Annotated in this window: 12 protein-coding genes and 1 tRNA gene; 4 read left to right on the top strand and 9 right to left on the bottom strand. The window is 71.4% G+C overall.

What is annotated here, in order from left to right:
• Nucleotides 1-107 precede the first annotated feature (107 nt).
• Together ACQPYA_RS04595 and ACQPYA_RS04590 are read right to left on the bottom strand one after the other, a co-directional pair.
• Nucleotides 108-179 (bottom strand) — tRNA-Gln (locus ACQPYA_RS04595).
• A gap of 27 nt (nt 180-206) precedes the next feature.
• On the bottom strand, nt 207-1,061 hold the full coding sequence (locus ACQPYA_RS04590; protein WP_433531396.1) for a helix-turn-helix domain-containing protein: 855 nt from the start codon (nt 1,059-1,061) through the stop codon (nt 207-209).
• A gap of 134 nt (nt 1,062-1,195) precedes the next feature.
• Here ACQPYA_RS04590 and ACQPYA_RS04585 point away from each other — a divergent pair, with 134 nt between their 5' ends.
• Together ACQPYA_RS04585 and ACQPYA_RS04580 are read left to right on the top strand one after the other, a co-directional pair.
• Complete coding sequence (locus tag ACQPYA_RS04585) at nt 1,196-2,161, top strand: acyl-CoA desaturase (RefSeq protein ID WP_433531395.1); 966 nt, start codon at nt 1,196-1,198, stop codon at nt 2,159-2,161.
• A gap of 115 nt (nt 2,162-2,276) precedes the next feature.
• A complete protein-coding gene (locus ACQPYA_RS04580; protein ID WP_433531394.1) occupies nt 2,277-2,966 on the top strand; it encodes a TetR family transcriptional regulator in 690 nt (229 codons plus the stop codon).
• Between the two features lie 23 nt (nt 2,967-2,989).
• On the opposite strand, the gene ACQPYA_RS04575 is transcribed toward ACQPYA_RS04580, so the two are convergent.
• From ACQPYA_RS04575 to ACQPYA_RS04545, 7 genes are all read right to left on the bottom strand, one after another.
• On the bottom strand, nt 2,990-3,469 hold the full coding sequence (locus ACQPYA_RS04575; RefSeq protein WP_433531393.1) for a DUF4383 domain-containing protein: 480 nt from the start codon (nt 3,467-3,469) through the stop codon (nt 2,990-2,992).
• A 123-nt stretch (nt 3,470-3,592) separates the two neighbouring features.
• Nucleotides 3,593-4,048: a DUF4383 domain-containing protein gene (locus ACQPYA_RS04570; RefSeq protein WP_433531392.1), complete on the bottom strand. Its 456-nt coding sequence runs from the start codon at nt 4,046-4,048 to the stop codon at nt 3,593-3,595.
• Nucleotides 4,049-4,210: 162 nt separating this feature from the next.
• Nucleotides 4,211-6,019 (bottom strand): ABC-F family ATP-binding cassette domain-containing protein, encoded by a 1,809-nt coding sequence (locus ACQPYA_RS04565; protein ID WP_433531391.1) that lies wholly within the window; start codon nt 6,017-6,019, stop codon nt 4,211-4,213.
• A gap of 88 nt (nt 6,020-6,107) precedes the next feature.
• Nucleotides 6,108-7,058: a 4-(cytidine 5'-diphospho)-2-C-methyl-D-erythritol kinase gene (locus tag ACQPYA_RS04560; RefSeq protein WP_433531390.1), complete on the bottom strand. Its 951-nt coding sequence runs from the start codon at nt 7,056-7,058 to the stop codon at nt 6,108-6,110.
• A gap of 90 nt (nt 7,059-7,148) precedes the next feature.
• Complete coding sequence (rsmA, locus tag ACQPYA_RS04555; protein WP_433531389.1) at nt 7,149-8,021, bottom strand: 16S rRNA (adenine(1518)-N(6)/adenine(1519)-N(6))-dimethyltransferase RsmA; 873 nt, start codon at nt 8,019-8,021, stop codon at nt 7,149-7,151.
• A gap of 18 nt (nt 8,022-8,039) precedes the next feature.
• Complete coding sequence (locus tag ACQPYA_RS04550) at nt 8,040-9,080, bottom strand: ABC transporter ATP-binding protein (protein ID WP_433531388.1); 1,041 nt, start codon at nt 9,078-9,080, stop codon at nt 8,040-8,042.
• Nucleotides 9,067-10,110, bottom strand: a complete 1,044-nt coding sequence (locus ACQPYA_RS04545) for an ABC transporter ATP-binding protein (RefSeq protein WP_433531387.1) — start codon at nt 10,108-10,110, stop codon at nt 9,067-9,069. Before ACQPYA_RS04545 ends, ACQPYA_RS04550 begins: the two co-directional genes overlap by 14 nt.
• Before the next feature lie 217 nt (nt 10,111-10,327).
• On the opposite strand from ACQPYA_RS04545, the gene ACQPYA_RS04540 reads away from it, so the two are divergent.
• The gene (locus ACQPYA_RS04540) at nt 10,328-11,536 is read left to right on the top strand and encodes a dipeptidase (protein ID WP_433531386.1); all 1,209 of its coding nucleotides are present in this window, start codon (nt 10,328-10,330) and stop codon (nt 11,534-11,536) included.
• On the top strand, nt 11,536-13,137 hold the full coding sequence (locus tag ACQPYA_RS04535; RefSeq protein ID WP_433531385.1) for an ABC transporter substrate-binding protein: 1,602 nt from the start codon (nt 11,536-11,538) through the stop codon (nt 13,135-13,137). Before ACQPYA_RS04540 ends, ACQPYA_RS04535 begins: the two co-directional genes overlap by 1 nt.
• Nucleotides 13,138-13,192: the final 55 nt, after the last annotated feature.

The following is a 13,192-nucleotide window of genomic DNA, read 5'->3' as shown; positions in this document are numbered from 1 at the left end:
ACACGACGTGGCTCCCGTCGGGACGCGGACAGTCTCGCGGCCATGCTAACCAGACAATCCAGCCCAGTTGGCACGGCCACGAGGATCGGCGGAACATCCAGCAGCTGCTGGGGTGCCTGGATTCGAACCAGGAGCTCAAGGCTCCAAAGGCCTGCGGGTTGCCGTTACCCCACACCCCATTGCTATGTCAAGCCGCAACGCCCGCGTCAATCCATGCTCGCGTGCTCTGCCACGGACCGGAACAGCTCGGCGATCATACCTTCAATCCGCCAGTAGAGCTCGCGGCTACGCGGCACATTGATCACGAGACAGCCGTGGTAGCCCTCGCCGGTGTTGCGGCGCAGGGTAGCGGGGTTGTGCCTCTTCAGGCTGGCCGGCTGGAACCGGTGCGCAGGAAGCCCCAGCTCGCCCGCCCACCACTCGGCCGCCGCGGCGGAGTCGGCCGTCTCGTGGATGCTCACCCGGTAGGTCGGCACCGCGCGGTCGATCCCGCAGGTCTCGAGGAAACGCAGAAAGAGCGAGAGCAGCCCCGGGTCGCTGTTGATGAACTGCACATGGTCATACCGACGCCACGGCTTCGATTTCGCGCCCTCGCACCAGTAGATGGCCGCGCCGAGCAGCAACAGGTCCCGCTCACCGAGTCGGCCGACGACCTTCGCGGCCGACTCGTGAGCCTCGGCCCGTGCCTCGTCTCGCGCGCGCCGGTGCGCCGCCCACCGGGCCTCGGTCATTGCCTTCGAGTGGGCCCGGCGACGCGCAAGCTCCTCCCCGGCCTCGTCGTCGAGCGGGACGTGCCGCACCCAGAGGTAGGCCGTCGACCTGCTCACCCCCAGCCGCCCGGCGATCTCCGGCACCGAGTGCCCGGTCGACCGGAGCGCCACGGCCGCGGCGCGCAGCTCGTCCTTGGCATTGGGCCGCCGGGTCCGCTCCGGCGGTGGGACACCACGCAGCAGCTCGTAGACCCGGTTGCGGCCAAGACCGGTACGGGCCCGGATCTCGCGGACGGAAAGCTGCTCCTCGGTACGCAGGCGGCGCACGTCGGCGGCGTCGAAATCGGTCATGGGGTGCAGGTTAGGGCGAGGGTACGACACTCCGGGCATTCGTTCACGTCACTGTCTGATGTGATCTTCCGGGCCCGTAAGTTACGGTGACGTAGGCGTAGATTCGCGTTCCCACCCGTCCCCTGCGAGGTGCCATGTCCACCGCCCTGATCGACCCTCATCCGGCCGGCCCGAAACCCCTCACCCAGGGCGCCCAGTCCCGGGGCATCCTGATCGCGCTCTGGGCCTTCGTGGTGATCCCGTTCGCGGCGCTCGTCGCCGCCGTGCCGGTGGCCTGGGGCGGGTGGCTCAGCTGGGTCGACGTGGGCATCGCGGCGTTCTGGTACGTGCTGTCCGGCCTGGGCATCACGGTCGGCTACCACCGCTACTTCACCCACGGCTCGTTCAAGGCGAAGCGCTGGCTGCGCATCGCGCTGGCCACCTCCGGCTCGCTCGCCGTGCAGGGCGACGTCATCCAGTGGGTGGCCGACCACCGGCGTCACCACGCCTTCTCCGACCTGGAGGGGGACCCGCACTCGCCGTGGCGGTTCGGTTCCACGCTGCGGGGCCTGACGAAGGGGCTGTTCCACGCGCACGTCGGCTGGCTGTTCGGCCGTGAGTTGTCCAACCGGGAGCGCTTCGCCCCGGACCTGCTGGCCGACCGGGACATCCGGCGGATGGACGGGTTGTTCCCGGTGCTGGCCGCCGTCTCGGTGCTCGGCCCGGCGCTGATGGGCGGGTTGCTGACGTGGTCCTGGCAGGGTGCGCTGACCGCGCTGTTCTGGGCCGGCCTGGTCCGCATCTCGTTGCTGCACCACGTCACCTGGTCGATCAACTCGGTGTGTCACGTGTACGGCGAGCGGCCGTTCATGATGCGGCACGGCGACCGGGCGGCCAATTTCTGGCCGTTGGCGCTGCTCTCCTTCGGGGAGAGCTGGCACAACCTGCACCATGCCGACCCGACCAGCGCGCGTCACGGTGTCCTGCGTGGTCAGATCGACATCTCGGCCCGGGTGATCTGGCTGTTCGAGAAGGTCGGCGCGGCGTATGACGTCCGCTGGCCGAAGCCGGAGCGGATCGCGGCGAAGCTGGTGAAGCCGGCCGACCAGGCGGCGGCGTAGCGCTAACCGGGCAGCCCTCCGGCAAGTTACCTGGCAGTATGTTCGGGTGACCGGGCAGAACGCAGGCAGCAGCATCCCACGACAGGGCGTTCCCGAGCGCCAGCGAGGTGCCGAGATGGCCGAGGTTCCCAGCGACGAGGGCGGCAGGCGACGGCGACGGGCGGTTCCCGCCGCGTCGGCCAAACCCACCTCCCGGGTACGCATGTCGGCGGCGCAGCGGCGCGAGCAGCTGATCTCGATCGGCCGGCAGATCTTCGCGGAGCGGGGTTTCGACGCCACCTCGATCGAGGAGGTGGCGGCCCGCGCCAAGGTCTCCAAGCCGGTGGTCTACGAGCACTTCGGCGGCAAGGAGGGGCTCTACGCGGTGGTGGTGGACCGGGAGGTCCGGTCGCTGCTGGACCGGATCACCACGGCGCTGACCGCGGGCCATCCGCGGGAGTTGCTGGAGCAGGCGGCGCTGGCCCTGCTCGGGTATATCGAGGAGGAGACGAGCGGGTTCCGGGTGCTGGTGCGGGAGTCGCCGGTGCTCTCCGCGACCGGCAACTTCAGCAGTGTGATGAACGACGTCGCGCACCAGGTGGAGCACATCCTGGGCGCGGAGTTCTCCAGCCGGGGGTACGACCCGAAGCTGGCGGAGTTGTACGCGCAGGCGCTGGTGGGCATGGTCGCGTTGACCGGCCGCTGGTGGTTGGAGGTGCGCAAGCCGCGCAAGGAGACGGTGGCCGCGCACCTGGTGAACCTCTCCTGGAACGGACTGTCGCATCTGGAGGCCAAGCCCGGGTTGATCACCGCCAGCGGCCGCTGACCGGTCCCCCGTGGGTCGGCCGGTCAGTGGCGGCGGTGGATCTCCGCGACCGGGTGGTAACGACGGTTGCGTTCGGCCTCGGCGTGTTCGGGCGGGCCGACCTTGTCGTACAGGCCGGTGCCGAGCAGGATCAGGCCGAAGATCATCGAGACGACCACGGTCGACATGGAGAAGTTCAGAAAGTTGGCGGGGGTCTGTAGCACCGACATCATCAGGGTGCCGGTGATCAGGAAGACGGCGCCGGCGGTCAGGTTCATGTAGTGGCCGAGGTTGCCGCGTCGGGAGGCGCCGACGATGAGCACGATCCCGAAGGCGATGGAGACCAGCGAGAAGGCCAGGTTGGTGCGGAGCCCAAGGGCCCAGTCACCGTTCCGGCCGAAGAGGGGTCCGCCCACCGTGAGTGCGGTGCCCCAGACGCCGAAGATCAGGATGTAGAGCCCGATCAGGCCGGAGAGCACCCGGTAGATCGGCCGCGCGGGGTGGTTCACCGGAAAGTGCGGCATGACTCCTCCACGCCAACGACAACAATCCGGACAATTGTCCCCCGCGCCGGTGGTCGCGGCAGGGTTTTCGCCGGAGCGGTTCGGGCTCCGGCGAAAACCTCGGACGAATCCGGCAGCAGGACCTCAGAGCACCAGCCGGGCCTTCTGCCAGGCCTCGTGCTCGTCGTCGCTGCCGACCTTGCCGTACATGCCGGCCATCAGCAGCACCATGCTGAGCACCATCAGCACGACGACCGTGGCGACGCTGAGGTTGAAGATGTTGGCCTCGGTGCGGAGGAAGGCGAGCCCGCCGAGGCTGACCACCATGATCAGGTACGCCATCCACTGGTTGATCAGCACGTCGAGGTTGCGGCCGATCGCCGTGCCGACCAGCACGAGAGCGCCGGCCACGGCGCTGAACAGCGAGAAGCCGAGGTTGGTGCCCTGCCCCAGGGCCTGGGTGTCACTCTGGGCGAAGAGCGGGTCGCCGGAGCTGGCGATGAGGCCGAGCAGACCGAAGACCACCAGGTACAGACCGGTCAGCCCGCCGATCGCCCGGTAGATCGGCCGCGCGGGGTGGTTGACGGGGGTGTGGGCCATGTCGGTGTCTCCAACGCCGTTGGGTGGGGGGTCGTCGGCGATTCTCCCGCACACGGTGGTGTGACGCCGCACACGGGGTCCCTGCGGGTCGGCACGCGCCCCTGGTCGGGGTGTCGCCGCCGAGCGGGTTCAGAGACGGTCGGGGAACCGCGCGGGGTTTTCTCAGCCGGCGGGGATCTCGTCGGCCAGGGTGAGCCAGGCCTCCTCGACCTGTTCCCGCTCGGCCCGTATCTGGTGGAGTTGGGCGTCCAGCTCGGCGACCCGGGTGTAGTCGGTGGCGTTTGCCGCGAGCTGGTCGAGCAGCGCGGCCTCCTTCTGCTCCAACTTGCCGACCTGCCGTTCGAGGCGGGTCAGCTCCTTGCGGGCCTGCCGGGCCTCGGCGGCGCTCATCCCGCCCTGCGCCGCAGGGGCGCTCGGCGCGGCACCCGCAGGAGTGGCGGTCCGGCCGGGGCCGGGGCGGCCGGCGGTACGGGCGAGGTACTCCTCGACCCCGCCGGGCAGGTGCACCAGCCGGGCGTCGCCGAACATGCCGTACGCCACGTCGGCCACCCGCTCGATGAGGTAGCGGTCGTGGCTGGCCACCACGATGGTGCCGGGCCAGGAGTCGAGGAGGTCCTCCAGCGCGGCCAGGGTGTCGGTGTCGAGGTCGTTGGTGGGCTCGTCGAGCAGCAGCACGTTCGGCTCACCGGCGAGCAGCCGCAGCATCTGGAGTCGGCGGCGCTCCCCACCGGAGAGGTCACCGACCGGGGTCCAGAGCCGCCGGTCGTCGAAGCCGAACACCTCGGCGAGCTGGGCGGCGGAGATCTCCCGGTCGCCGAGGCGTACCCGCCGGGCGACCTCCTCGACGGCTTCCAGCACGCGCAGCTCGCTGGGGAGCTCGGCGAGTTCCTGGGAGAGGAACGCGGGCCGTACGGTGCTGCCGGTGATCAGCCGGCCGCCGTCGGGGCGGGTGATGCCGGCGAGCATCCGCAGCAGGGTGGTTTTGCCCGCGCCGTTGGCGCCGAGGATGGCCACCCGGTCGCCGGGGCCGACCTGCCAGGTGACGTGGTCGAGGATGGTCTTGGGGCCGGCGTGCAGGCGGACGTCCTCCAGGTCGTACACCTGCTTGCCGAGCCGGGCGGTGGCCAGCCGTTGCAGCGACATGGTGTCGCGGGCCGGCGGCACGTCGGCGATGAGCGCGTTGGCGGCGTCGATGCGGAACTTCGGCTTGGAGGTGCGGGCCGGCGGGCCCCGGCGCAGCCAGGCGATCTCCTTGCGGAGCAGGTTCTGCCGGCGGGCCTCGGTGGCGGCGGCGACCCGCTCGCGTTCGGCGCGGGCGAGAATCCAGGCGGCGTAGCCGCCCTCGTAGGCGCGCACGGTCTGGTCGGCGACTTCCCAGGTGGTGGTGCAGACCGCGTCGAGGAACCAGCGGTCGTGGGTGACCACGACCAGGGCGCCCTTGCGGTCGAGCAGGTGCCGGGCCAGCCAGTCGACGCCGCCGACGTCGAGGTGGTTGGTGGGCTCGTCGAGGATGAGCAGGTCGGCGTCGCGGACCAGCAGGGCGGCCAGCGCCACCCGGCGGCGTTCACCACCGGACATCGGCCCGACCGGGGTGTCGAGGCCGAGGTGGGGCAGTCCGAGCCCGTCGAGGATGGCGCGTACGCCCGCGTCGCCGGCCCATTCGTGCTCGGCGCCCATGCCCTCGGCGAGCCATCCGGTGCCGAGGACGACGTCGCGGACGGTGGCCTCGGGGCTGAGGGCGAGGTTCTGCGGCAGCCAGAGCACCCGCAGGTCGCGGCGGTGGGTGACGCGCCCGTCGTCGGGTTCCTCGGTGCGGGTGAGCAGCCGCAGCAGGGTGGACTTGCCGGCGCCGTTGAGCCCGACCACACCGATCCGGTCCGCGTCGTCCAGACCGAGTGACACCTCGGTGAGCAGTGGCCCGGCCGCGCCGTAGCCCTTGGAGACCCGGTCCAGGTTGACGATGTTGGCCACTACCCCACCCTCCATGATCAAGGCGTCCGGGTGCCAACGGGCACCTGCGGACGCCTGGCCCTCCAGGGTACGCGGACCGCGCTTCGGGTCAGGTGACGCGGGCGCCGTGGACCGGGCCGTGGGCGGTGCGGGCCTGGCGGCACACGCTGGCGGCTTCCAGCTCGGCGGCGACGCGTTCGGCATCGGCGGCGTCGGCGGTGAGGAAGACGCAGGTCGGGCCGGAGCCGGAGACGATGCCGGCGAGCGCTCCGGCGGCCTCGCCGGCCTTCAGGGTGGCCGCCAGCGAGGGGCGCATGGCCAGGGCGGCGTCCTGGAGGTCGTTGCCGAGGGTGGGGGCGAGCATCCGGGGGTCGCGCTGCCGGAGGGCGGCGAGCAGCGCGTCGGTGCTGCCGAGCGGTGGCCCGGCGGCGCCGGTCTCGCGGAGCCGGTCGAGTTCCCGGTACGCCTGCGGGGTGGAGAGCCCACCCTCGGCGATGGCGACCACCCAGTGCCAGGACGTGGGGCGGGCCAGGACGGGGCTGACCGCCTCGCCCCGGCCGGTGCCCAGCGCGGTGCCGCCGTGGATCAGGAAGGGCACGTCCGAGCCGAGGTCGGCGGCGATGCCGGCCAGTTCGTCGCGGGACAGGCCGGTGCCCCAGAGCGCGTCGCAGGCGACCAGTGCGGCGGCGGCGTCGGCGCTGCCACCGGCGAGCCCGCCGGCGAGCGGGATCTGCTTGCGCAGGTGCAGGCGGGCGTGCGGCATCACGCCCGCGTACCCGGCGAGGGCGTGGGCCGCCCGGATGATCAGGTTGGTGTCGTCGAGGGCCAGTTCCCCGGTGCCCTCGCCCTCCATGGTGAGGGTGAGGGTGTCACCTCGGCGGGCGGTCAGCTCGTCGTAGATCGAGATCGCGTGGTAGACGGTGTTCAGCTCGTGGTAGCCGTCCCGGCGCAGCGGGCCGACCCCCAGGTGCAGGTTGACCTTGGCGGGTACCCGTACGCGGACCGGTCCGTAGGCTCCGCGTCGCTCCTCGTCGTCCTCCGGTCGCCAGGCCTCGGTCACGACAGGACGTCCCGGGCAGGGGTGTCGGACGGCTTGTCCACGATCAGCTCCTCGGCGGGGTCGGCGGCCGGTTCCGGCGTCGGCGTCAGCCTACTGCGCGGCCGGCGTACGGCTCGGGGCCGACGCGGCGACGGCGGCGAACTGCTCGACGGTGAGTGACTCGCCACGCGCGCCGGGGTCGACCCCGGCGGCGGTGAGCGTCGCAGCGGCCCGGTCCGCGCCGCCGGCCCAGCCGGCCAGGGCGGCGCGCAGCGTCTTGCGGCGCTGCGCGAACGCCGCGTCCACCACGGCGAAGACCTGCTCCCGGGGTACGTCGGGGCGGGGTGGTTCGCGGCGGGTGAAGGCGACCAGGCCGGAGTCGACGTTGGGCACCGGCCAGAACACGTTGGGTGGCACCTTCCCGGCGGCACGGGCGCGGGCATGCCAGGCGAGCTTGACCGACGGTATGCCGTACACCTTGGAGCCGGGGCCGGCGACGAGCCGGTCGGCGACCTCCTTCTGCACCATCACCAGGCCGTGGCGGAGGCTGGGCAACTCGGCGAGCAGGTGCAGGACCACCGGCACGGCGACGTTGTAGGGCAGGTTCGCCACCAGTGCGGTCGGCGCCGGGTCGGCCAGGTCGGCGGCGGTGAGCCGGAGTGCGTCGGCGTGGTGCACGGTGAGCCGGGCGGCGTCCGGGCCGGCGTGCCGGACGGCGGTGTCGGAGAGGGCGCCGGCCAGCGTCCGGTCGATCTCCACGGCGTGCACGTGGGCGGCGGCGGGCAGCAGGGCGAGGGTGAGCGAGCCGAGCCCGGGGCCGACCTCCAGCACCACGTCGTCGGGGGTGAGCCCGGCGGTGGTGACGATCCGGCGGACGGTGTTCGGGTCGTGCACGAAGTTCTGGCCGAGCTTCTTGGTGGGCGCGACGCCGAGCCGGGCGGCGAGGTCCCGGAGCTCCGCCGGGCCGAGCAGGTCTGCGGCCATAACCCGACAGCGTACGGGTCAGCCGACGGCCACCGGCGCGCCGTCGGCGAAGTGGCAGGCGGCGAGGCGGCCGGCGGTGTCGGTGACGGTGGGTGGTTCGCTGTGCCGGCAGATGTCCTGGGCGACCGGGCAGCGGGTGTGGAACCGGCAGCCGGGTGGCGGGGCGACCGGGCTGGGCGGGTCGCCGGCGAGAGTGACCCGTTGCCGGCCGCGTTCGGCGGGGTGCCGCACGGGCACCGAGCCGAGCAGCGCCCGGGTGTAGGGGTGGGCGGGCTGCTGGTAGACGGTGGTGACGGGACCGAGTTCGGCGAGCCGGCCGAGGTACATGACCGCGACGCGGTGCGACACGTGCCGGACCACGCCGAGGTCGTGGGCGATGAAGACCAGGGTGAGCCCGAGCCGGCGCTGGAGTTCGGCGAGCAGGTTGACCACCTGGGCCTGCACGGAGACGTCGAGTGCGGAGACCGGTTCGTCGCAGACCACGACGCGGGGCTCGGTGGCCAGGGCGCGGGCGATGCCGATGCGTTGCCGCTGGCCGCCGGAGAACTCGTGTGGGAAGCGGTGCATCATGTCGGGCGCGAGGCCGACCAGGTCGAGCAGTTCGCCGACCCGGTCGCGGCGGGCGGCGGCGCCCCGGGTGAGTTTGTGCACGTCGAGTGGCTCGGCCACCAGGTCGAGCACGGTCAGGCGCGGGTTGAGCGAGGTCAGCGGGTCCTGGAAGACCATCTGCACGGCCCGGCGCAGGGCGCGGTGGCGGGTGCCCCGGGCGGTGGCGACGTCGTCTCCGGCGTACCGGACGCTGCCGGCGTCGGGGCGTTCCAGCCCGACCAGCATCCGGGCCAGGGTGGACTTGCCGCACCCGGACTCGCCGACCACGCCGAGGGTCTCTCCGGCGGCGACGCTGAGGTCGACGCCGTCCACGGCGTGTACCCGGGCGGTGCGGCCCATGCCCCGGCCGGCCCGGTAGGTCTTGTGCAGCCCGGTGGCGACCAGCAGCGGCTCACCGGCGCGGCGTGCCGCCGGGGGCCGGGGGCCGGTGGCTGGCTCAGACGGTGGCATCGATGCCCTCCTCGGCGTGGTGGCAGGCGGCGGTCCGTCCGGCGCGGGCCAGCGGGCGGCGGGGCGGCCGGGTCTGCCGGCAGGTGTCGTCGGCGCGGGGGCAGCGCGGGTGGAAGGCGCAGCCGGTGGGGAGCGCCGCCAGGTTGGGCGGGCTGCCGGGGATGGGCCGCAGCGCTTCGCCGGGGTCGGCGAGGTCGGGTACGGAGCGCAGCAGGGCGGCGGTGTACGGGTGGGCCGGCGCGTCCAGGATCTCGGCGACGGTGCCGGTCTCGACGATCCGGCCGGCGTACATGACGGCCACCCGGTCGGCGAGTTCGGCGGCGACGCCGAGGTCGTGGGTGATCAGTAGGACGCCCATGCCGAGTTCGGCGCGGAGCCGGTCGATGAGGTCGAGGATCTGCGCCTGGACGGTGACGTCGAGGGCGGTGGTGGGTTCGTCGGCGATGAGCAGCCGGGGGCCGAGGGCCACGGCCATGGCGATCAGGATGCGTTGCCGCATGCCGCCGGAGAACTGGTGCGGGAAGTCGCGTACCCGGCGGTCGGGTGCGGGGATGCCGACCAGCCGGAGCAGCTCCACGGCCTCGGCGCGGGCCTGTCGACGGGAGGCGCCCCGGTGCAGCCGGAAGACCTCGCCGAGCTGGTCGCCGATGGAGAGCACCGGGTTGAGGGCGGAGAGCGCGTCCTGGAAGACCAGGGCCATGGTGCTGCCGCGCAGCCGGCGTACGTCCTCGGGGTGGCCGCTGGCGATGTCGTGTCCGGCGACCCGGATCTCGGCGGCGTCGAGGCGTACGCCGGGGCCGTCGAGCAGCCCCATCACGGCGCGGGCGGTGACCGACTTGCCGGAGCCGGACTCGCCGAGCAGCACCAGCACCTCGCCGGCGGCGATGTCGAGGTCGACGCCGCGTACCGCGGGCAGGTCGCCGCGTCGGGTGGTGAAGGTGACGTCGAGGCCGCGTACGCGCAGCGCGTCGGCGGGCGGCTGGTGCCCGGTCGTCGCGTCGAGGGTGCTGCCTGTTGACCGTCGAGCCATCCCGGCCCCCTGATTTCAAGCTGATTTCGGCAGGTAACGATTTCTGGCGCGATCCCCGGGATTCACGCCGAAGTTGTTCTGCATATTGACACGTCGTGACTGATCCTGGCAATCTCTCGTTCCACATCGCCGAGATTCGGCATCGCCCCCAGCAACGGATGACGGATTCTCCCGCCACCACCCCCGGGACGGCCGACCGACATGAAGGGAGAAGCGCGTGCTCGACCCCGCGCCGCGTTACACCGGGTACACGTCCTACAGCTACCTGGAGGCCGGCACCGACTACCGGGAGTTCAAGCTGGCGCCGGAGATCGGCCGGGTGCCCGCGTACCAGGGCGGCGCGCTCTCCGACGGGCAGCGCGAGCGGGTCGCCCGGCTGCTCACCGACGAGATCGTGATCTCCCTGCACGACCATCCCTCGGTCTTCCCGGAGAACATCCGGGAGACCGTCGACTACAACCGCACCGCCCGCCACCACACCGGCTACGCCGGGCTGGCCCGCTCCGGCATGACCGCCGTCTTCGACAACCTGATGGACGGCACCTGCTGCGTGACCAGCCAGATGGGCTGGAAGTGGACCGACGTCATCGCCGACCTGGGAATGCGCCTCTCCGACGTGGCCCACCAGGACTTCCTGATCAAGGTGGAGAAGCTGGCCGACATCCGGTACGCGCACGAGACCGGGCGGATGGGTCTGGTGCTCGCCACCGAGGCCGCCACGATGATCGAGAACGAGCTGGACCGGCTGGACATGCTCTACGGCTTCGGCGTCCGGCAGATGGGCATCGCCTACAGCGAGGCCAACACTCTCGGCAGCGGCCTCAAGGAACGCAACGACGGCGGGCTGACCTACTTCGGCGAGAAGGCCGTCCGCCGGATGAACCGGCTCGGCATCGCCATCGACATCTCCCACTCCGGCGACCGCACCTCGGCCGAGGTGGTCGCCGCATCGAGCAAGCCCATCTTCATCACCCACGCCGGCTCCCGGACGGTCTGGCCGACCAACCGGATGAAGCCCGACGACGTGATCGCCGCCTGCGCCGAGCGCGGCGGGGTGATCGGGCTGGAAGCGGCACCGCACACCACCCTCTCGGCCGCCCACCCCCGGCACAGCCTGGAGTCGGTGATGGACCACTTCGTCCACTGCGTCGACCTGGTCGGCATCGACCACGTGGCGTTCGGCCCGGACACCCTCTTCGGTGACCACGTCGGGCTGCACGACACCTTCGCGGCGCACCTGTCCATCGCCGAGGCGCACGGGCACGTCGAGCACCCCCGGGTGCCCTACGTGGACGGCCTGGAGAACCCGGCCGAGTGCTACTGGAACATCGTCGCCTGGCTGGTCGGCCACGACTACTCGGACGACGAGATCAGCAAGGTCCTGGGGGGCAACATCCTGCGCGTTCTAGAGGAGGTCTGGCACTGATGCGCCGCACAACACGTACCCTCGCCATCGCGGTGGGGCTGCTCTCGATAGGGCTGGCCACCGCCTGCTCACCCAGCGACCCGGACGCCGGCAGCGGCTCCGGCGACGCCCAACGGTTGACCATCGGCACCACGGCCGACGTGGTCAACTACAACCCGCTGGTCGGCAACAGCCGCACCGACACCTGGGTCACCAACCTGATGTACCCGCGCCTGATGGGGATGGGCCTCGACGGCGCCCGCACCCCGTACCTGGCCACCGAGTGGGCGTACGCGCCGGACGGCAAGAGCGCAAAGGTGACCCTGCGCGACGACTTCACCTGGACCGACGGGGAGAAGGTCACCGCCGACGACGTGGTCTTCACCATCAAGGCCATCGCCGCAGAGAAGATCGGCGTGGTCGCCGGCCTGATCCCGGCATTCCAGCAGGCCACCGCGCTCTCGCCGACCGAGGTGGAGTTCACCCTCGCCGAGCCCGACGGCACGTTCCTGGAGAACGTCGGCTTCTGGATGCCGGTCGTGCCCGAGCACGTGTTCAGCAAGGTCGGCAAGGTGGCCGAGTTCGCCAACGACACGGACTGGGTCTCCGCCGGCCCGTACCAGTTGACCAGCGTGGAACGCGGCCAGCGGTACGTGCTCAAGAAGGTGGAGAACTACCCGCTGGTCGAGGGCGGCCCGAAGACCGCCGAGGTGGTGTTCCGGGTCTTCCCGGACGTCAACACCGAGGCGTTGGCGCTGCGTAACGGTGAGATCGATCTGATCGCCAACGCGCTGCCCCCGGCGCTGGCCAAGACGCTGGAGGGCGACAGCAAGCTCAAGCTGGTCAAGGTCCCCTCGCTGGGCTGGGCACACATGCAGTACAACCTGGCCCGTAAGCCGCTGGACAAGCTGGAGGTGCGGCAGGCGCTGGCCGCGGCGGTGGACTACGAGGCGATCCGCCGGGTGGCGTTGCAGGGTTCGGCCGTGTCGTCCAACTCCTCGGTGCTCACCCCCACCCTCAAGCAGTGGCAGGACACCTCGGCGACCGAGTACGCGTACGACCCGGCGCGGGCGAGGCAGCTGCTGACCGGGGCGGGCTTCACCGACGGCAACGGTGACGGGCTCTTCGACGGGCTGAGCCTGCGAATGATCTACGACCAGGCCGACCCGAACATCGCCAAGTGGGCCCAGCTGGTGCGCGACTCCGGCAAGGAGGCCGGCATCGACATCAAGCTGGAGGGCCTGGAGCGCAACACCTACCTGGCCAAGACCAAGGAGCGGGACTTCGACATCTACGCCGGCTCCTGGGCGATCATGGAGAACCCGCCGGCCAACCTGACCCTGGCGTTCAAGTGCGAGGGCTTCATCAACTACGCCAACGCCTGCGACCCGGCGCTGGACAAGCTGATCGACGAGTCCCGGTCCTACCTGGACCAGCCGTCGCAGAAGACCGCCATCCAGGCCGCCGCGAAGATCATCAGCGACCAGGTGTACGACAACGTGCTCTACGTCGAGGAGTTCACCTTCGCGCACTCGGCGCAGTGGTCGAACTTCCTGGTCCAGCCCAGCGAGCTGCTCTCCATCGTCAACCCCCAGTCCCTGGCCCAAGCCACCGCCGGCTGAAAGGAGGGGCCCCCTGTTAACGCCTGCGGTAGAGCAGGGGGCCCCTCTTAACACT

It is taken from the genome of Micromonospora sp. CA-263727 (genome assembly GCF_050942455.1).
Taxonomy (GTDB): domain Bacteria; phylum Actinomycetota; class Actinomycetes; order Mycobacteriales; family Micromonosporaceae; genus Micromonospora.
Note: the sequence above shows the minus strand (reverse complement) of the source record. Positions and strands in the feature narration are given on the sequence as shown.

Excerpts from the sequence above, each read along its gene's own strand:
- ACQPYA_RS04590 (WP_433531396.1), bottom strand. The coding sequence starts at position 1,061 with ATGACCGATTTCGACGCCGCCGACGTGCGCCGCCTGCGTACCGAGGAG.
- ACQPYA_RS04585 (WP_433531395.1), top strand. The coding sequence starts at position 1,196 with ATGTCCACCGCCCTGATCGACCCTCATCCGGCCGGCCCGAAACCCCTC.
- ACQPYA_RS04580 (WP_433531394.1), top strand. The coding sequence starts at position 2,277 with ATGGCCGAGGTTCCCAGCGACGAGGGCGGCAGGCGACGGCGACGGGCG.
- ACQPYA_RS04575 (WP_433531393.1), bottom strand. The coding sequence starts at position 3,469 with ATGCCGCACTTTCCGGTGAACCACCCCGCGCGGCCGATCTACCGGGTG.
- ACQPYA_RS04570 (WP_433531392.1), bottom strand. The coding sequence starts at position 4,048 with ATGGCCCACACCCCCGTCAACCACCCCGCGCGGCCGATCTACCGGGCG.
- rsmA (WP_433531389.1), bottom strand. The coding sequence starts at position 8,021 with ATGGCCGCAGACCTGCTCGGCCCGGCGGAGCTCCGGGACCTCGCCGCC.
- ACQPYA_RS04550 (WP_433531388.1), bottom strand. The coding sequence starts at position 9,080 with ATGCCACCGTCTGAGCCAGCCACCGGCCCCCGGCCCCCGGCGGCACGC.
- ACQPYA_RS04545 (WP_433531387.1), bottom strand. The coding sequence starts at position 10,110 with ATGGCTCGACGGTCAACAGGCAGCACCCTCGACGCGACGACCGGGCAC.
- ACQPYA_RS04535 (WP_433531385.1), top strand. The coding sequence starts at position 11,536 with ATGCGCCGCACAACACGTACCCTCGCCATCGCGGTGGGGCTGCTCTCG.